Source organism: Streptomyces sp. YIM 98790 (assembly GCF_011421595.1).
GTDB lineage: Bacteria > Actinomycetota > Actinomycetes > Streptomycetales > Streptomycetaceae > Streptomyces.
Map to the genome: position 1 here is coordinate 1 of NZ_WTLH01000070.1, position 18417 is coordinate 18417.

Below are 18417 nucleotides of genomic sequence, written 5' to 3' on the forward strand. Positions count from 1 at the left end.
CGGCCCGGCCCGGCCGGCGCCGCTCACCAGCTCCGCGATCACCCGACGCCGCACCCGCCGCACGGCGCGACGCGGTGCGGTACGGCGCGGCGGCACACGTGCGCCCGGCCGCGCCGCTAGATGGCGCAGTTCTGGCTGTCCACCGGCTGCTCGGCGCCGCCGCCGCGGGTGACCGTCTCCCACACCTCGTCGTTGGTCAGCGCATAGCCGGTCTGCGGATCGTCCAGCGACTTGGCGAAGACCACCCCGATCACCTCGCCCTGCGGACTGAGCAGCGGGCCGCCCGAATTGCCCTGCCGGACGGTGGCGTAGAGCGAGTAGACGTCGCGCTGCACCGTGCCCCGGCGGTAGATGTCCGGCCCGTTGGCCTGGATGCGCTCCCGCACCCGGGCCGAGCGCACGTCGAACGGCCCGCTCTCCGGGAATCCGGCCACGATGGCGCCGTCCCCGGAGACCGCGTCCTGCTCCGCGAACGGCAGCGGCGGTGCCTGGAGCTGCGGCACGTACAGCACCGCGATGTCCCGCTCCCAGTCGTAGTGCACCACCCGGGCGTCGTAGAGCCGGCCCTCGCCGCCGATCTGCACCGCGGGCTCGTCCACGCCCCCGACCACATGGGCGTTGGTCATCACCCGCTGCGGCGCGAAGACGAATCCGGTGCCCTCCAGTACCTTGCCGCAACTGGGCGCGGTGCCCGTCACCTTGACGATGGACTCACGGGCCCGGACCACCGCGGGGCTGTCCACCAGCGCCGGGTCGGGGGCCGGCACCTCGGTGATCGGCTCCTGCGCGAACGGCGCGAAGACCTGCGGGAAGCCGCGCTGCGCCAGCACCGAGGAGAAGTCGGAGAACCAGGTGTCGGCCTCCGCCGGCAGCACCTCGGACACGCCCTGCAGGACCTTGGAGCCGCGCACCTCCCGGCCGACCGTGGGCAGGGTGGTGGTGGCCAGGGCGGAGCCGATCAGCCAGGCCACCAGCAGCATGGCCAGCACATTGACCAGCGCCCCGCCGGTGGCGTCCAGCGCCTGCGCCGGTGACCAGGTGATGTGCCGGCGGAGCTGGTTGCCCAGGTGGGTGGTGAGCGCCTGGCCGACCGAGGCCAGCACGATCACGATGGCCACCGCGGCGATCACCCCGACGCTGCCGGGTTCCGCGCCGTCCGTGGCCCAGTTCCAGATGACGGGCATCAGCCAGATGGCGAACAGCCCGCCCCCGACGAATCCGACCACGGAGAGCACACCCACCACGAAGCCCTGGCGGTAGCCCACGAACGCGAACCAGAGGGCGGCGAGCAGCAGCAGGACGTCCAGGGTGTTCATGGTGTTCACCGTCTCATGACCGGCCGGGGGCGCCGTCGAGGGGAAGTTCGCGGCCGGGGTCCCAGGGACGTTCCCAGCCCGCGTAGTGCAGGATGCGGTCGATCACACCGGCGGTGAAGCCCCACACCAGGGTGGCGCCGACCTGGAAGCAGGGGCCGCGGTAGCCGCTGGGGTGGATCGCGGTGCCGCGCCGCCCGGGGTCGGTCAGGTGGTCCACCGGGACGGTGAACACCCGTGCGGTCTCCCGGAGATCCACCGGGGCGACCGGGGAGGGCTCCCGCCACCAGCCGAGCACCGGGGTGACCACGAAGCCGCTGAACGGGATGTAGAGCCGGGGCAGGGTGCCGAACAGCTGCACCCCGGACGGGTCCAGGCCGGTCTCCTCCTCGGCCTCGCGCAGCGCGGCGCGCAGCGGGCCCTCGCCCTCCGGGTCGCCGTCCTCCGGGTCCAGGCCGCCGCCCGGGAAGGACGGCTGGCCGGCGTGCTGGCGCAGGCTGGAGGCGCGCTCGATGAGCAGCAGCTCCGGGCCCTGTTCGCCCTCGCCGAACAGGACCAGGACGGCGGACGGCCGGCCGCCGGCCGGGGGCGGCAGGAAACGGCTCAGCTGGGCGGGCCGGATGGTGCGGGCCGCGTCCCGGACCGGGGCCAGCCAGTCCGGCAGCCCGTCGTCGGTCACCGTCACCGGCGGCGGCGGACCGGGCACGGCTCCGGGTGCGGGCACGGCTCCGGGTGCGGGTGCGGGGCGGGGGGCGGCGGAAGGTCCGGACGCGGCCCGGCCTCCCGCATGGCCACCGGCCATGGGGGGTACCACCGGGCCGCTCATGCGTCCCGCGCCGGGGCGGGGGAACCGGTGGGGCCGTGCGCCGCGTCCGGGGCCGCCGCGTCCGAGGCGGGAGCGGCCTCGGGCGGCATGGGCACCGCCGGCTCGCCCGGGTAGTCCGGCGGCGGCTTGAGCCGCTGGCCGGGCCGGCCTCCCATCTCGTACTTCAGCAGCTTCTTCGCCTTGCCGGGATCGGTCTCGCCCTCGCCGTAGGAGGGGCAGACGGCGGCGATCGGGCAGGCGCCGCAGGCGGGTTTGCGGGAGTGGCAGATCCGCCGGCCGTGGAAGATGGTGCGGTGGGAGAAGTCCGTCCACTCCTTCCGGGGAATCAGATCGGCGATCTCCGCCTCCACCCGGTCGGCGTCGGTCTGCTCGGTCAGCCGCCAGCGGCGCACCAGCCGCCCGAAGTGGGTGTCCACGGTCAGGCCGGGCACGCCGAAGGCGTTGCCCAGCACCACGAAGGCGGTCTTGCGGCCCACACCGGGCAGCTTCACCAGCTCCTCCAGCCGGCCCGGCACCTCGCCGCCGTGCTCGTCGCGCAGCCGGGCGGACAGGCCGAGGAGGGAGCGGGCCTTGGCGCGGAAGAACCCGGTGGGGCGGAGTATCTCCTCCAGCTCGGCCGGGTCGGCGGCGGCCAGGGCGGCCGGGTCCGGGTACCTGGCGAACAGCGCCGGGGTGGTGAGGTTGACCCGCAGGTCGGTGGTCTGGGCGGAGAGCACGGTCGCGACCAGGAGCTGGAAGGGGTTCTCGAAATCCAGCTCGGGGTGGGCGTAGGAGTAGACCTCGGCCAGCTCGCGGTTGATGCGGCGGGCCCGCCGCACCCGGGCCAGGCGGCTCTCGGAGGCCGTACCCGAACCGGTCTTTCTACCCGGCTGGGCACGGTTCACGCCCTTGCCCCGCCGCTGTTCGCCCTCAGCGGAATTCGGCTCTGCTCGCACCCGCCCAGCCCCCTCTTCCTCCATTGCTCACCGGGTCGTTCGCCACCCGGCCAGCGTAAATCGACACGCCCCCGTTCGCCCCACACAGCGCCCGATCCAGGCCCAAACGGCCCCCTGACGTGATACGGCACGGGCGAGTACGTCAAACTTGTGACTGATAGCACTGCCTGTGGAGTCCGGCCCGGGATGCGGGACACCGCCCGCCGGTCAGGGCGACAGCCGACAAGGAGAGAGATTCTCGTGGACGACGTGCTGCGCCGCGCCCCGCTTTTCGCGGCGCTCGATGACGAGCAGGCCGCAGAGCTGCGCGCCTCCATGACCGAGCACACGCTCACCCGTGGTGAGGCCCTCTTCCACGAGGGCGACCCGGGCGACCGGCTGTACGTCGTCACGGAGGGCAAGGTCAAGCTGCACCGCGCCTCGGCGGACGGCCGGGAGAACATGCTGGCGGTGCTGGGCCCCGGCGAGCTGCTCGGCGAACTCTCCCTGTTCGACCCCGGACCGCGCACGGCCACGGCCACCGCGCTGACCGAGTGCCGGCTGCTGGGGCTGGGCCACGGCGACCTCCAGCCCTGGCTGAACGTCCGGCCGGAGGTGGCGGGTGCGCTGCTGCGGGCCATGGCGCGGCGGCTGCGGCGGACCAATGACTCCATGTCGGACCTGGTGTTCTCGGACGTGCCGGGCCGGGTGGCCAAGGCGCTGCTGGATCTCTCCCGGCGGTTCGGGGTGCAGTCCGAGGAAGGCATCCACGTGGTGCACGACCTCACCCAGGAGGAGCTGGCCCAGCTGGTGGGCGCCTCCCGGGAGACGGTGAACAAGGCGCTGGCGGACTTCAGTGCCCGCGGCTGGCTCCGGCTGGAGGCCCGCGCGGTCATCCTGCTGGACATCGAGCGCCTCGCCCGCCGCAGCCGCTAGTCCCTGCGGGGCGGCGGCGTGCGCCGCTTCCGGCAGCCGCCGGTGCCGGGCGCCCGGCGGGCTGCCGCTGTCCGGCCGGGGCCCCGCGCCCGGGCACCGGGGGCGGGCGGGGCGTCAGACCAGGCCGTGCTCGCGGAGGTAGTCGAGCTGGGCACGGACGGACTGCTCGGCCGCCGGCCACAGGGCACGGTCGACGTCCGCGTAGACGTGCGCGACCACCTCGGCGGGGGTGCGCAGCCCGTTCTCCACGGCGGTCTCCACCTGCGCCAGCCGCTTGGCGCGGTGCACCAGGTAGTAGTCCACGGCGCCCTGGGCGTCCTGCAGCACCGGGCCGTGTCCCGGGAGCACGGTGGTCACCCCGTCGTCCACGGTGAGTGAGCGCAGCCGGCGCAGGGAGTCCAGGTAGTCGCCCAGATTCCCTTCCGGATGGCTGACCATGGTGGTGCCCCGGCCGAGCACGGTGTCGCCGGTCAGCACCGCCCGGTCCGCGGGCAGATGGAAGGAGAGCGAGTCGGCGGTGTGCCCGGGGGTGGGCACCACGCGCAGCTCCAGACCGCCGACCTGAAGGACGTCCCCGGCCGCCAGCCCCTCCTCGCCCAGCCGCAGCGCCGGGTCCAGGGCGCGGACGGCGGAGCCGGTCAGCTCGGCGAACCGGGCGGCGCCGGCGGCGTGGTCGGGGTGCCCGTGGGTGAGCAGGGTGAGTCCCACCCGCCGTCCGGTCCGTTCCACCGCGCCGGCGACCCGCCGCAGGTGTCCTTCGTCCTCCGGCCCCGGATCGATGACCACGGCCAGCCGTGCGTCCGGCTCGGCGGCGATCCAGGTGTTGGTGCCGTCCAGGGTCATCGGCGAGGGGTTGGGCGCCAGCACGCACACCGCCCGTTCGGTGGCCGGGCCGTCGATCGCCCCGATCCGGGGCCTTCCCGGCAGTGCTCTGGCCTCGCTCATGGCCGCGGTCCTTCCTTCCCGGTGCGGGTACGGGTGCCGTTACGGGTGCCGTTACGGGTGCCGGGGCCGGGGCCGGTGCGCGGGATGCGGTACTCGAACTCGGCGTGTCCCGGCCAGCTCACCACCAGTTCCCCGGTGCCGTCCGCCGCGGTGGCCGGCCGCACCCGGGCCAGTACCGGCTCGGCCGCAGCGGGCCGGGCCGCGGCCGCGGCCAGTGCCGCGGCCACCGTGCGGTGTCCGGCCAGGCGGCGCAGGGTGGCCACGGTCGGCGGCATCATCAGCATCTCGCCCGCCTCGTAGCCGCGCAGCGCGGCGCCCGGGGTCAGCCACAGCGCGCGGTCGGACTCGGTCGACGCCTGCCGGGTGCGCTGGCCGGCGGGCAGTGCGGCGACGAAGAACCAGGTGTCGTAGCGGCGTTCCTCGAACTCCGGGGTGATCCAGCGGGCCCAGGCGCCGAGCAGATCGGTGCGCATGGCGAGTCTGCGGCGGAGCAGGAAGTCGCCGAAGGACAGCTCGCGGGAGACCAGGGCCAGCCGGTCGGCCTCCCACTCCTCCCCCGAGGTGTCGGGCACGATCCCGGTCCCGGCACCCTCCCCGCCGGCCGCGCCGCCGCCCGCGGGGCCGCCGGCCGCGCCGCCGGCCAGCAGGACACCCGCCTCCTCGAAGGTCTCCCGCACCACCGCGCAGACGATGGCCCGGGCGGACGCCGGGTCGGTGCCGAGCCGGGCGGCCCATTCCGCGGGGCCCGGACCGGCCCAGACCCGGGGCGGCACGCCCTCGTCACGGGGGTCCACACCGCCGCCCGGATAGGCATGGGCACCGCCGGCGAAGGCCATGGAGGTCCGGCGGCGGATCAGATGCACCTCCAGCCCGCCGCCCGCGTCGCCGCCCCGGCCGGCGGGCGCGGGCGTGTCGCGCAGCAGCAGCACGGTGGCGGCGCGGCGGGGCACCGCCGGGGTCAGCTCGCCGCGGGCCAGCGCCCGAATGCGTTCCGGCCAGTCCGGCGGCGTCCACCGCCCCCGCGCCGGTCCCGTGGTCCGTCCCATTGTCGGGATGCTACGCGGCCGGGGCGGGCTCCGGTGGCGAGGGCGGAAACCGGCTGCGCGATCACTACCTGGTGTGCTGAGATGGGCACCCTGAGCAACAGGAGGTGCCGGGGGTGTCCCCCGCCACTCCGCACGGCGGCCGATCTTCCGGAGGTGGTGCCCCCATGCCCCTGACGAACCGGCCGCGGTCACGCCGCCGGGCCCTCTTCCGCCGCCGCGAGCACGCCCCCTCGGACGAGGAGTTCGTCTCCGAGTCCGAGAAGCTGCTGTTCGGCGGCCGTCTCCGCTACGACATGGGCTGGTCGCGGCACGTGGACGCACGCACCGAACTCACCCTGCGCAGCACGCTGGTGCGGCTGCCGCAGATGGTGGCGATGAGTGTCCGCCTGGCCTGGTCCGCCGACCGTCACGCCACCTGGACGGTGGCCGCCGCCGAGATCCTGCGCGGCCTGTGCCAGGCGGTGCTGCTGCTGGGCGTGCAGGCGGTGCTGACGGAGGTGCTGGCGGACGAGGACATCACCGCCGGGCTGCGTGCCGCCCTGCCCGCCATGCTGCTGATGACCGGCGCCGCCGCGGCGGCCGCCGTACTGGGCGCGGTGTCCACCCATGCCGACGGCACGCTGCGTCCCAAGGTGGAGCGGGTGGCCCGGGAGCGCTATCTGGAGCGGGCGCTGCGCGTCGAGCTGGAGTCGATCGAGGATCACGCCTTCCACAAGCTGCTGGAATCCGCGCAGTTCGGCGCCACCTCGGCGCGCGAGATGATCGGGCACGGCACCCGGGTGGTCTCCGGGCTGCTCTCGCTGACCGCCGCGGCCGGCGTGCTGGCCGTGCTGCATCCGCTGCTGATGCCCATGCTGCTGGTGATGACGCTGCCCAGCGCCTGGGCCACGCTGACCATCGCGCGCCGCCGCTATGCCTCCTACCACCAGTGGATCCAGCACTCGCGGGCGGCGCACGAGATCTCCCGGCTGATCATCGAGGAGGACGCGGCGGCCGAGGTGCGGGTGCACGGCGTCGGGCCGTTCCTGCTGCACCACTTCCGGGCGATGTCGGAGTCGTACGAGGGGGAGCAGGCGCGGCTGGCCCGCCGGGCCGCGGGCACCCAGCTCACCGCTTCCGCGCTGACCGGCGCCACGGCGCTGGCCACCTATCTGGTGCTGGGCGGCCTGCTGTGGACGGGAATGATGGAGGTCGCCGCGGCCGGTGCCGCGGTGGTCGCCATCCGTACCGGCACCTCGTCCCTGGACTCGCTGTTCCAGCAGGTCAACAGCATGCACGAGGACAGCCTGTTCGTGACCGACCTGCAGCGGGCCATCGACGGCGCCACCGGGCGGGAGATCCCGCGGGGCGGCAGCCCGCTGCCGGAGAAGCCGGAGGCGATCACCGTGGAGGGGGTGAGCTTCGCCTTTCCCGGCGCGAAGACCGGCCCGGTGCTGCGGAACGTCTCGCTGTCCTTCCCGATGGGCAAGGTCACCGCCCTGGTCGGGGAGAACGGCTCGGGCAAGACGACCCTGGTCAAGCTGGTGTGCGGGCTGTACCGGCCGCAGTCCGGGCGCATCCTGTTCGGCGGGCAGGACATCGCCCGGGCCGACCGGCACGCGCTGTTCTCCCGGTTCGCCGTGGTCGGGCAGGACTTCTACCGCTGGCCGTTCACCGCGCGGATCAATGTGGCGGTGGGCCGTGCCGAGGCCCCGCTCACCGAGGAGCGGCTGGACCGGGCGGCCGGGCTGGCCGAGGCCGGCCCGCTGATCGACGGCCTGCCGCAGCGCTGGTCCACGCTGCTGTCCCGGGTCTTCCAGCGCGGGCACCAGCTCTCCGGCGGGCAGTGGCAGAAGCTGGGCATCGCCCGCGCCGCCTACCGGGACGCCCCGGTGCTGGTGGTGGACGAGCCCACCGCGGCCCTGGACGCGCGGGCGGAGCAGGAGGTGTTCCGGCGCATCCGGGCGCTGGCGGACGCCGGGCGGACGGTCATCCTGATCACCCACCGGATGGCTTCGGTGCGGGATGCCGATCTGGTGCACGTGCTGCACCGGGGGGAACTGGTGGAGTCGGGCACGCCGGGCGAGCTGCTGGACCGCGGCGGGCACTATGCCGAGCTGTACGGCCTGCAGGCGGCCCAGTTCGAGCGGGGCTCGCCGCCGGGGGCGTCCCGGCCGCCGTCCGCGCCGGTGCCGCCGGCCAGGATCTGAGCGGCGGGGGAAGTGATGGCCGCGGTGGCGGCGGCAGCCCGGGCCCGCCTTCTTGACACCTCGTCTACCCGGCGCGCAGGGTGCTGGGAGTCCGGCAGGCGGCGGCCACAGCGGCGCCGCGCCAGGAACAGCGGGCGACGGGCAGCGGACAGCGGGCAGCGGGCGACGGGAGTGTGGTGATGGCCGGGATGTCGGCGATTTCGGTGAGGGCGTCTCTGCTGCGGTCCCCGGCCGCGGCGTACGGCTGGCCGGAGGCCGACCGGATACCGCATCCCCGCCACCGCATTCCCCTGGTGGGGGACGTCATCGGCGCCAGGCCGCGCACCCCGGTGCAGGAATCCATGCGGCTGGCCCGCGAACTGGGGCCCGTCTTCCGCCGCCGCTTCTTCGGCATGGAGGTGGTGATGGTCTCCGGCCCGGAGCTGGTCGGCGATCTGGCCGACGAGTCCCGCTTCACCAAGCGGGTGATGCTCGCCGTCCGCAGCCTGCGCCAGGTCGCCGGGGACGGCCTGTTCACCGCCCACAGCGACGAGCCCAACTGGCGACTGGCGCACGAGATCCTCGCCCCGGGCTTCACCCGGGAGGCCATGGAGCGCTACCACCCCACGATGCTGGACGTCACCGGACAGCTGCTCCGGATCTGGGACCGGCACGCCGCCGCGGGGAAACCGGTGGACGTCACCCGGGACATGACCCGGCTGACCCTGGAGACCATCGGCCGCACCGGCTTCGGCTACCGCTTCGACTCCTTCGAGCGCCGCGAGCCGCATCCCTTCGTCACCGCCATGGTGGGCGCCCTGGAGCACGCCCAGCGGCGGGCGGTCACGGCGCCCGTGGCCGGGCCGCTGATCGCCCGGATCGCCGGCGCGCGCAACGCCGCCGACGTCCGGCTGCTCAACGAGACGGTGGACGCGGTGATCCGGGAGCGCACCGCCCGCGGCCGGGGCCGCGGGCCCGGCGCCGCCGGCGGGGCGGGCCCGGCGGATCTGCTCGGGCTGATGCTGGGCAGCACCCACCCGGAGACCGGGGAGCGCCTGGCCCCGGCCAACATCCGGAACCAGGTGATCACCTTCCTGGTCGCCGGCCACGAGACCACCTCGGGCGCGCTCTCCTTCGCGCTGTACTTCCTCGCCCGCCATCCCGCGGTGCTGGCCAGGGCCCAGGACGAGGTGGACCGGGTCTGGGGCACCGGCCCGGCCGAGCCGCGCTACGAGCAGGTCCCCAGGCTGCGCTACGTGCGCCGGGTGCTGGACGAGTCGCTGCGGCTGTGGCCGACCGCCCCCGGCTTCATCCGCGCCGCCCGGGAGGACACCCTGCTGGCCGGGACCCATCCGATGCGCAAGGGGGCCTGGGCGGTGGTGCTCGTCCCCGCCCTGCACCGCGATCCCTCGGTGTGGGGTCCCGATCCGGAGTCCTTCGACCCGGACCGCTTCCTGCCCGAGCGGGTCCGGGCCCGCCCGTCGCACGTCTTCAAGCCCTTCGGCACCGGGGAGCGTGCCTGTATCGGCCGCCAGTTCGCGCTGCACGAGGCCACCCTGGTGCTGGGCATGCTGCTGCGCCGCTACGACCTGCACGCCGACCCGGCCTACCGGCTGAAGGTCGTCGAACGCCTGACCCTGATGCCCGCGGACCTCCGTCTCACCCTCACCCCGCGCCGCACGGTTTCCACGGTTTCATATGCTCCGGGCAGGTGACCCGGATCTCATCAGTCACCATGCCATGGTCAGGAGCGCAAAGTGATCACCCGAGAAGAGATCCCCGCCGTGCTGGAGCATCCGGTGTTCGACGCGGAGGGTCACAAGATCGGGGCCGCCAAGAACGTCTATCTGGACGACGCCACTGGGCGGCCGGAATGGGCCACCGTGAAGACCGGCATGTTCGGCGGGGAGCATTTCGTCCCCCTGGAGGGTGCCTCCATGGTCGAGGATCACCTGGCGGTGGCCTACTCCAAGGACAAGGTCAAGGAGTCGCCGCAGGTGTCGCTGGAGAGCGGCGGTCACCTCTCGGCACAGGAGGAGCACCGGCTGTACGACTACTACGGCCTGGACTGGGACGCCGCCTGGCGGCGTACCGACGAAGCGGCAGGCACGGCAGGCACGGCCGGTACCGCCGGCACGGCGGAGACGGCCAGGGCCGGGGAAGCCGCGGAGACCCCGGAGGCCGCGGGCACCGCAGAAACCGCGGGGACCGCAGAAACCGCAGAAACCGCCCGCAGCGAAGGGCGGGGGCGGGCCGCCGCCCCCACCGACGACGCCATGACCCGGTCCGAGGAACACCTGCGGGTCGGCAAACAGGACTACGAGGCGGGCCGCGTCCGGCTGCGCAAGTACGTCGTCACCGAGCAGGAGCAGGCGACCGTACCGGTCCGCAAGGAGGAGGTCCGCGTCGAGCGGGAGCCGATCACGGACGAGAACCGTGACGAGGCCCTCTCCGGCCCGCAGATCAGCGAGGCGGAGCACGAGGTCACCCTGCACGAGGAACGCCCGGTGGTGGAGACCGAGGTGGAGCCCAAGGAGCGGGTCCGGCTCACCACCGAGGAGCACACCGAGGACGAGACGGTGACCGGCACCGTGCGCAAGGAACGCATCCAGCGCGAGACCGAGGAGTCCGGGGAGGTCCGGGCGCGGGAGGAGGAGCCGCCCAAGCCGGGTGAGCCCGGCGGGCCCGCCGACCCGGGCGCGTCCCGGCCCTACTGAGCCGCCGCGCCCCGGGGCGGACCCGGCGGCCCCGGGCCCACGGCGTCTCCACCCCACACGGCCCCGGCCCGCCGCGGGTTCCGCGGCGGGCCGGGGCGTGGCCGGGGGCCTGGCCGGGCAGGCGTGTCACCGGCCTCCCGGCCGGGTACGCCTAGCGCGCGGCCTCCCGGGTGTAGAGGGAGCGGGCCCACAGGTAGCCCAGCAGCGCCAGCCCCACGCACCAGGCCAGCGCGATCCAGCCGTCGTTGCCGATCCCGCTGCCCAGCAGCAGCCCGCGCAGGGTCTCGGTGATCGGCGTGAAGGGCTGGTACTCGGCGAACCAGCGCAGTCCCGTCGGCATGGAGTCGGGGGTGACGACCGCGCTGCCCAGGAAGGGCAGGAAGGTCAGGGGTACGGGGGTGTTGCTGGCCGCCTCCACGGTCGGGGAGTTCAGTCCGATCGCGGCCGAGATCCAGGTGAGGGCGAAGGCCAGCAGCATCAGCAGGCCGATGGCGGCGAGCCACTCCACCACGCCGGCGTCGGGCCGGAAGCCCACCAGCAGCGCCACCCCGGTGACCAGCGCCAGGGTGATCATGCACTGGATGACGCCGGCCACCACGTGCCCGGTCAGCACCGCGGAGCGGGCGATGTCCATGGTGCGGAAGCGGTTGATGATGCCCTCGGTCATGTCGGTGCACACCGCCACCGCGGTGGCCACCGCGCAGGTGGTCACGGCCATCAGGATGATGCCGGGGGTGACGTAGTTGGTGTACTCGCCGCGGGCGCTGCCGCTGTCCAGGCCGATGCCGCTGCCCAGCGCCTCACCGAACACGTACACGAACAGCAGCAGCATCAGGATGGGCAGCGCGACCACCGAGAGGGTCAGCGACGGGTAGCGCCGCATCCGCCTGAGGTCGCGGCGGAGCATGGTCATGCCGTCGCGCACGGCATACGTGGACGTGCTCATCGGATGGACTCCTTCGCGGAACGGTCCGCCCCGTTCTCGTCCCGGCCGGCCCCGCGGCCACCGGTGAAGGCGAGGAAGACGTCGTCGAGGTCGGGGGTGTGCACGGTGAGTTCCTCGGCTTCGATGCCGGCGTCCTCCAGCCTGGCGAGCAGGCTGCGCAGGGCGGGGATGCTGCTGTCGCCGGCAAGCTGCAGGGTGAGCGCCTCCTCGTTGCGGACCGCCTCGGACAGTTCGCGGGAGGCGTTCTCGAACCGGTGGATGTCGGCGAACCGCAGCGTGACGTGGCCGCCGGGAATGCGGGCCTTGAGCTCCTGGGCGGTGCCCTGGGCGACGATCTTCCCGCCGTCCAGCAGCGCGATCCGGTCCGCGAGGCGGTCGGCCTCCTCCAGGTACTGGGTGGTGAGGAAGATCGTCACTCCCTCGGCGACCAGGTCCTGGATGATGCCCCACAGGGCGCGGCGGCTGGCGGGGTCGAGCCCGGTGGTGGGCTCGTCCAGGAAGATGATGCTCGGCCTGCCGACCAGCGTCATGGCCAGGTCCAGCTTGCGCCGCATACCGCCGGAGAAGGTGGAGGCGGGCTTGTCGGCGACATCGGCCAGCCCGAACTGGACCAGCAGCTCCGCGGCCCGGCGCCGGCCCTCCTCCTGGGGCAGGTGCAGCAGGTCCGCGATGAGCATGATGTTCTCCTCGGCGGTGAGCAGGTTGTCCACCGCGGAGAACTGGCCGGTGACGCCGATCGCGGCCCGCACCGCGTCCGGTTCGCGGTCCACCCGGTGCCCGGCCACGTGCGCCTCGCCGCCGTCGGCGGCGATCAGCGTGGTCAGGATCTGCACCATGGTGGTCTTGCCGGCGCCGTTCGGGCCCAGCAGGGCGAAGACGGTGCCGCGGGGGACCTTGAGATCCACCCCGTCGAGCACCACCTTCTGGCCGTTCTTCTCGCCGTTCTTCTCGCCGTTCTTCTTCCTGTTCTTCTCCCCGTACGACTTGCGCAGGCCGACCACGACGATGCCGTCGGGTCCGTCCGTCATACCGGCGGATGCATTCATCACGCCTTTCCTTCCTCGGCAGGTGGAGCTGTGGCGCATCCGCTTCCGCGGATGCGGGGGCGGGGCGGGGGCGGCTGGTGTCAGGCGGGGCGGACCAGCACGTCACCGCTGCTGGTGAGGGCATGCACCCGGAGGTCGGCGTCGCCCGGGACGAGGGTCTGGGTGTCACCCAGGGTGTTGCGCACCTGGCCGGTGCGGGACCGGGTCCGCACGTCCAGCCAGGCGGCGGCGGATCGCCGGACGCCCACCTCGATCTCGCCGGCGGCGGTGGTGAGGTCCAGCCGGCCGCGCACCGCCTCGCCGATCCGGATGTCGCCCCGGCTCGCCCGGACGGTGACGGCGCTGTGCGCCACGCCCACGGTGATGTCGCCGTTGGCCGAGGTGACGCTGAGCGGCCCGGTGACCTCGGCCACCCGGCCGGCGCCATTGCCGTTGTCCAGGGTCAGCGGACCGATGACGGTGCCGATGCGGACGGTTCCGGACCCGGCGCGTACCGCGGCTCCGTCCGCGGCGCCCTCCACGGTGACGTCGCCGTAGCCGGAGTCCAGCCGCAGCCGTCCCACGTGCTCCAGCCGGATGTCGCCGTACCGGGTGGCGAAGGTGCAGGCGCCCAGCTCGCCGATGCAGTACAGGGCGGCCATCTCGCAGTCGCCGGCCAGCGAGGAGCCGGCGGGCAGCGTCATGGTCGCCTCGACCGAGCCGACGCTGCCGAACAGCCGCTGCTTCCTGGGGCCTTCGACGGTGAGTTCGCCGTCGGTGTACACGACCCGGGTCTGTTCGGCGGCCCTGCGGTCGGCCTCGTCGGCCTTGTTGGCGGGCGTCACCTCGACCACGGTGTCGGGACGCGAGCCGGCGGTGATCCGGATGACGCCCTTGTCGATCCGGAGGGACACGGAGATGGGTGCGGGAGTGTCGAAAGCAGGCATGGCTGTCCCGTCCTGTCGGGGTGTGAGGTGCCCTCTCCGGGGTGCCGTGGAGGGCCGCCGCGGTGGCGGGTGGAGGGCAACCGGGCGGCCCCGCCGCACCGCCCGCCCGCGGGGGAAGCTGCGGGGGAAGCGGGCACGGCGGTGCGGCCGGCGCGGGCATTCCTCGCGCTGACACCAGCATGGCACCATCCAGGCGCCATCGCAAGCCTGCTATGGCCCTACACGAACGCGACTATGGCGCCACCGGGTCGCCATCCGGCACCACCACCGTGCCGACGGCCTCCTCGGCGTAGAGCGGGAGCAGCAGCGAGTGGGGCACCCGCCCGTCGATCACCCGGGCGCCGGACACCCCGCCGCGCACCGCCTCCAGGCAGCCGGACACCCTGGCGGCCGTCGCGCCGGACAGGTCGGGCAGCAGCTTCTCCAGCTCCGCCGCGGTGAGTCGGGCGATCACCTCGTCGCCGGGCGGCCGGCCGGCGCAGAACCCGGGCACGTCGGTGAGCAGGATCAGCTCCTGCGCGCCCAGCGCCACGGCCAGCGCCGCGGCGGCGGCATCGGTGTCGACGTGGTGCGCCCCGCCGTCCTCGGCGCTGCGGGCGACCGGGGAGAGGACCGGTATCCGGCCGTCCGCCAGCAGGGCGCGGACGGCTCCGGGGCGCACCCCGGTGATCCGCCCGGACCGGGCGGGGTCCGCCGGTTCCCCGCCGGGCACCGGCCGGCGGCGGACCGCGGTGAGGGTGTCCGCGTCCTCGCCGGTCATGCCGACGGCCAGCGGGCCGTACCGGTTGATCAGCCCGACCAGTTCCCGCTGCACCCGGCCGGCCAGCACCATCCGCACCGTGTCCGGGTCCGCGTCCGGGTCCGGGCCCCGGGGCGGGACCGGCCGGAGCCCGGCGGCGGGGGTGGCCGGCAGGCCGTGCCGGCCCGTCTCCCCGGCGCTCCGCGGGCCGCCGCCGTGCACCACCACGGGCCGCACCCCGGCCTGGCGCAGGAAGACCAGGTCGCCGGCGAAGGACGCGGCCAGCCCCGGATCGGTCATGACCCGCCCGCCGAGCCTGATCACCATGGTCCGGCCGTGGTGACGCACCAGCCAGGGCAGCACCTCGACGACGGACCTCGCCTTCTCCAGCGCCGCCTGCCGCCGGGCGGTCATGAGCGGCGGCCCCGGGGTGCGCGGACACCGGGCCGGGGCCGGCCGGCCCCGGCACCGGTCACGCCGGCCACCCGGCGGGCCGCACCGGGCAGCCGGGCTCCTCCTCCGGGGCCCGGCCGAGGCGGCGCAGCACGGACTCCGCGATCTCGCCGCTGCGCACGGCGATGTTGGACAGCAGGGAGGAGGTCAGGCCGTGGGTGTGCTCGGTGCCGCCCTGGAGGTAGATGCCGCAGGCCAGTTCGGAGGTGGTGGTCAGCCGGTAGTCGCGCTCCACCCCGTGCCGGCCGGAGGTGTCCCGCAGGCAGAAGCGGTCGAGGTCGCCGAGCAGGGTGGTGGGCTCCATGGCGTCGTAGCCGGTGGCGAAGACCAGGGCGTCCACATCGAGGACCCGGTTCTCGCCGCTGAGCAGCGAGTCGAGCGTCACCCGGGTGACGTTCCCGGCCCGGCGGACGTCCTTGACCCGGGTCAGGCCGTAGAAGTGCAGCCGCCGGGAATTCCGCACGCTCTCCTCGTAGGCGCGGCGGTGCAGATCCCTGATGATCTCGTCGTCGACCACCGAGTAATTCGTGTTCCGGTGGTAGCGCCAGAACGCCTCCCGGGCGCGGTCGGAACCGTAGTAGTAGTCGTCCACCGCACTCGGGTCGAACACCTGATTGGCGAAGGGGGTGTCGTCCGCCACCGAGTATCCGTAGGAGGGAATGACGGCGGAGACCTGCGCGTGCGGAAGGGACTCGTGGAAGAACCGGGTGATTTCCGCGGCGCTCTGCCCGGCCCCGACCACCGCCACGTGCTTGAGCTCGTCGGGGACCATCCGGCGGTACCTGGCCAGGAATTCGGAGCTGTGCCAGACCCGTTCGTCGCGCCGCACGCCCTCGGGCATGCGCGGCACCAGGCCGGTGGAGATGGCCACGTTCCGGGCGTTGACCAGGACGGGCTCGGCCCGGCCGGCCACCCGCACCACGAGCTGGAGATACTCGGCCGGGCCGGGGCCGGCGTCCGGCGGCAGCCGGACGCCGGTGACCTCCGAGGCGTAGGACACCCGGTCGGCGAAGCCGGCCGCCGCCCATTCCAGATACTGGTGGAACTCCTGCCGGGTGGGGAAGAAGTCCTGGTTGTTCACGAATTGCACGAGCCGCTGCGATTCGTGCAGATACGAGATGAAGCTGTACCGGGACGTCGGATTGCGGAACGTCGCCAGATCCTTCAGGAAGGAGATCTGCATCGTCGCGTCCGGCAGCAGCATGTTGCGGTGCCAGCCGAACTCCGGCTGACGCTCGAAGAAGGCCATGGAGACCGGGTCCGACGGATGGGCGGCGCGGCATTCCTCCAGCGCTATGGCGAGCGCCAGATTGGACGGCCCGAAACCGATGCCGACCATGTCGTAGATCTCGGAGTCATGGATCTCCGGGCCGTGTTTCTCGTGCTCAGAACTACCCATAGAGAGTTCTCCCGATAGCGTAGCTGCGTCAGGGACTTCTGCATCTTCGACAGGTCAATTACGGTGAGCCGAGAGGACCCGGACGGAATCCTTGCAACCGTCTTGTGCATTGCGCCGAGGAACACCGCGCCGCCAACTTAGGGCGCCGCCGCCGCCCTTTTCAAGGGAACGGCAACGGCACGGCACCGCATGCACCTTGTCCTGCCGACAGGACAACTGTGCGCCTGGCGGCCGGAATTATCCTGCCCGGATCGGCCCCGGTGGTACCGTCTAGCGCCCGGCCGCAAACCAGTAGGGCAAGATCACCGAGAGGGTGGTGCCAAATGTTTGTGCCCAGTCAGTACCGAGAACCGGACACTTCATGGATGGTCGACCTGGTCCGCGGCAATCCGCTCGCCTTGCTGGTGACCAATGGAAAGCCCGAGGACGGCCCCTTCGCGACCCATCTCCCGGTGATTGCCGATCCGGACCGCCACAAGGAATGGCCCCCCGCTCTCGTGGGCAGCACCCTCCTGGGACACATGAACCGGATGAATCCCCACTGGGAAGCCCTGGAGCACGGGAGCACCGTTCTGCTCACCTTCACCGGACCGCACGCCTATGTATCCCCCACCGTGTACCAGGTGACTCCGGCCGCACCCACCTGGAACTTCACCTCGGTGCACATACGGGGCACCGTGCAGAAAATCGATTCCCTGGAGGAGACACTGGAGGTGGTGAAAGCCACCGTGCGCGCTTTCGAAGCGGATTTCGGGGCCGGCTGGGACATGACCGAATCACTCGACTACTTCCGCCGGATCGTGCCCGGGGTGGGCGCCTTCCGGATCGAGGTCACCGGCGCCGACGGCATGTTCAAGCTCAGCCAGGAGCAGCCGCCCGAGGTGAGCGACCGGGTACGCCGCTCCTTCGGCGGCCGGGAGTGCAGCCGCCACCGCGAGACCGCCGCGCTGATGGACCGCCTGCCGCAGGACTGAGGAGAAACCGGCCGGGGACAGCAGGGGAACCGGGGAACGCCCGCGCGCGGGGGCCGGGCACACCCGGGGTGTGTCCGGCCCTCCGCACGTCCGCGCGGCTGGGGGCGTCCGCGGCCGGCGCCCGCGCCGGCCCGCCGTCAGGCGGTGACGCCGGCCCGCTCGCCGACCTCCTCCAGGGCGCGCTCGGCAGCGGTGTCCAGGGTGGCCAGCAGCCACTGCTCGAAGTCGATGCCCAGCTGCTCGGCCGCCTTGTGCCACCGCTGCAGGCGGACCCCGGGCACGGCGATGCGGCGGGTGGCCTCCGTCCGGGCGCCGTGCCCGGCGCCCTCCTCCTGCGAGGCCCGGATGGCGTTGCGGAGCTGCTTGCTGGTCCACTTCATCTGCTCGGCGCGGTCCAGCCACTTCTCCTGTTCCGCCACCGGCAGCGAGGCGAGTTCGGCGTGGTGCTGGAAGCTCAGCGCCGCACGCCGCCGGGAGAGTTCGAACCTGCGGGAGACCCAGGCGTAGTTGCGCAGGGTCTGGTACTGCAGACCGGCCGCGCGGATGCCCATCTCGTAGCGGTCGGTGTAGTGGTCCTTGCCGTACACCAGCCAGTCCCCCAGCCACCAGGAGGAGGAGTTCACCAGGCCGGAGAGCTGTCGCCCGGCCCGTTCCCAGTCGTCGAAGCTGAGCCCCGCGGGGATCCGGAGCCCCACCTTGGTCGTCAGCACCTGGCTGCGCGCGGCCTCTTCCACGGCCGGTCTGCGCTGTCCGGGCACCGTGTCGCAGATGCTCCGGCGTCGGACCACCGCGGAGCCATTCCCCCGGTCGGAGGAATTCATCGTGTGACCTCCTTCATCGCTGCGTGTGGTGACTTCATGCCTTGTGGTGGGTGAGCACGGCAATGCGGCCCCTGAGTGTGCAGGGAGCGCACGGATCGGAGAGGTGACAGTTGAGAAGGGTGAGCGGACACGGCAGAGCGCCGGCGCACGGAATTGCCGCAGCAGACGCCGGGCCGAATTCCCGCAGACGGATACGACACCGGAATTCCGGAGCGGGTCAATGCACTCAGAGCGGGAGTACATGATTT

The 18417-nt window shown here is 73.2% G+C and carries 16 protein-coding genes; 5 read left to right on the forward strand and 11 right to left on the reverse strand.

From position 1 onward, the window contains the following. Positions 1-116: 116 nt before the first annotated feature. Genes GQS09_RS13960 through nth form a run of 3 tightly spaced genes read right to left on the reverse strand, consistent with a single transcriptional unit; the run spans position 117 to position 3074 of the window. Positions 117-1316 (reverse strand): MarP family serine protease, encoded by a 1200-nt coding sequence (locus GQS09_RS13960; RefSeq protein ID WP_165986392.1) that lies wholly within the window; start codon positions 1314-1316, stop codon positions 117-119. A gap of 13 nt (positions 1317-1329) precedes the next feature. After that, on the reverse strand, positions 1330-2139 hold the full coding sequence (locus tag GQS09_RS13965; RefSeq protein ID WP_399552505.1) for an NUDIX hydrolase: 810 nt from the start codon (positions 2137-2139) through the stop codon (positions 1330-1332). Further along, positions 2136-3074, reverse strand: a complete 939-nt coding sequence (nth, locus tag GQS09_RS13970) for an endonuclease III (RefSeq protein ID WP_399552506.1) — start codon at positions 3072-3074, stop codon at positions 2136-2138. Before nth ends, GQS09_RS13965 begins: the two co-directional genes overlap by 4 nt. Positions 3075-3314: 240 nt before the next feature. On the opposite strand from nth, the gene GQS09_RS13975 reads away from it, so the two are divergent. After that, positions 3315-3989 (forward strand): Crp/Fnr family transcriptional regulator, encoded by a 675-nt coding sequence (locus GQS09_RS13975; protein WP_093838505.1) that lies wholly within the window; start codon positions 3315-3317, stop codon positions 3987-3989. 114 nt (positions 3990-4103) lie between these two features. Here the strand turns inward: GQS09_RS13975 and GQS09_RS13980 are convergent, their stop codons facing one another. Both GQS09_RS13980 and GQS09_RS13985 read right to left on the reverse strand, forming a co-directional pair. Then, positions 4104-4934: an MBL fold metallo-hydrolase gene (locus GQS09_RS13980; RefSeq protein ID WP_165986379.1), complete on the reverse strand. Its 831-nt coding sequence runs from the start codon at positions 4932-4934 to the stop codon at positions 4104-4106. Continuing rightward, a complete protein-coding gene (locus tag GQS09_RS13985) occupies positions 4931-5980 on the reverse strand; it encodes an NUDIX hydrolase (RefSeq protein ID WP_243761406.1) in 1050 nt (349 codons plus the stop codon). Before GQS09_RS13985 ends, GQS09_RS13980 begins: the two co-directional genes overlap by 4 nt. Positions 5981-6273: 293 nt before the next feature. Here GQS09_RS13985 and GQS09_RS13990 point away from each other — a divergent pair, with 293 nt between their 5' ends. The 3 genes from GQS09_RS13990 to GQS09_RS14000 all read left to right on the forward strand — a co-directional run bounded on the left by GQS09_RS13990 (position 6274) and on the right by GQS09_RS14000 (position 10865). Next, positions 6274-8169: an ABC transporter ATP-binding protein gene (locus tag GQS09_RS13990; protein ID WP_165986393.1), complete on the forward strand. Its 1896-nt coding sequence runs from the start codon at positions 6274-6276 to the stop codon at positions 8167-8169. Between the two features lie 188 nt (positions 8170-8357). Beyond that, complete coding sequence (locus GQS09_RS13995) at positions 8358-9863, forward strand: cytochrome P450 (RefSeq protein ID WP_243761408.1); 1506 nt, start codon at positions 8358-8360, stop codon at positions 9861-9863. A 42-nt stretch (positions 9864-9905) separates the two neighbouring features. After that, positions 9906-10865 carry a DUF2382 domain-containing protein gene (locus GQS09_RS14000; protein ID WP_165986381.1) on the forward strand — a complete coding sequence of 320 codons (960 nt, stop codon included), beginning with the start codon at positions 9906-9908 and terminating at the stop codon, positions 10863-10865. A 151-nt stretch (positions 10866-11016) separates the two neighbouring features. Here the strand turns inward: GQS09_RS14000 and GQS09_RS14005 are convergent, their stop codons facing one another. From GQS09_RS14005 to GQS09_RS14025, 5 genes are all read right to left on the reverse strand, one after another. Then, positions 11017-11811 carry an ABC transporter permease gene (locus tag GQS09_RS14005; RefSeq protein ID WP_165986382.1) on the reverse strand — a complete coding sequence of 265 codons (795 nt, stop codon included), beginning with the start codon at positions 11809-11811 and terminating at the stop codon, positions 11017-11019. Continuing rightward, complete coding sequence (locus tag GQS09_RS14010) at positions 11808-12857, reverse strand: ATP-binding cassette domain-containing protein (protein WP_165986383.1); 1050 nt, start codon at positions 12855-12857, stop codon at positions 11808-11810. The genes GQS09_RS14005 and GQS09_RS14010 overlap by 4 nt, the downstream gene beginning before the upstream one ends. 80 nt (positions 12858-12937) lie before the next feature. Next, positions 12938-13783, reverse strand: coding sequence for a DUF4097 family beta strand repeat-containing protein (locus tag GQS09_RS14015; RefSeq protein WP_165986384.1), 846 nt, complete (start codon positions 13781-13783; stop codon positions 12938-12940). A 232-nt stretch (positions 13784-14015) separates the two neighbouring features. Next, positions 14016-14936 (reverse strand): acetylglutamate kinase, encoded by a 921-nt coding sequence (argB, locus tag GQS09_RS14020; RefSeq protein ID WP_165986385.1) that lies wholly within the window; start codon positions 14934-14936, stop codon positions 14016-14018. Positions 14937-14994: 58 nt separating this feature from the next. Next, on the reverse strand, positions 14995-16374 hold the full coding sequence (locus GQS09_RS14025) for a lysine N(6)-hydroxylase/L-ornithine N(5)-oxygenase family protein (RefSeq protein ID WP_165986386.1): 1380 nt from the start codon (positions 16372-16374) through the stop codon (positions 14995-14997). Between the two features lie 323 nt (positions 16375-16697). Between GQS09_RS14025 and GQS09_RS14030 the strand changes: the two genes are divergently transcribed. After that, positions 16698-17348 (forward strand): FMN-binding negative transcriptional regulator, encoded by a 651-nt coding sequence (locus GQS09_RS14030; RefSeq protein WP_165986387.1) that lies wholly within the window; start codon positions 16698-16700, stop codon positions 17346-17348. A 137-nt stretch (positions 17349-17485) separates the two neighbouring features. On the opposite strand, the gene GQS09_RS14035 is transcribed toward GQS09_RS14030, so the two are convergent. Beyond that, positions 17486-18169 carry an LmbU family transcriptional regulator gene (locus GQS09_RS14035; RefSeq protein WP_207957812.1) on the reverse strand — a complete coding sequence of 228 codons (684 nt, stop codon included), beginning with the start codon at positions 18167-18169 and terminating at the stop codon, positions 17486-17488. Positions 18170-18417: the final 248 nt, after the last annotated feature.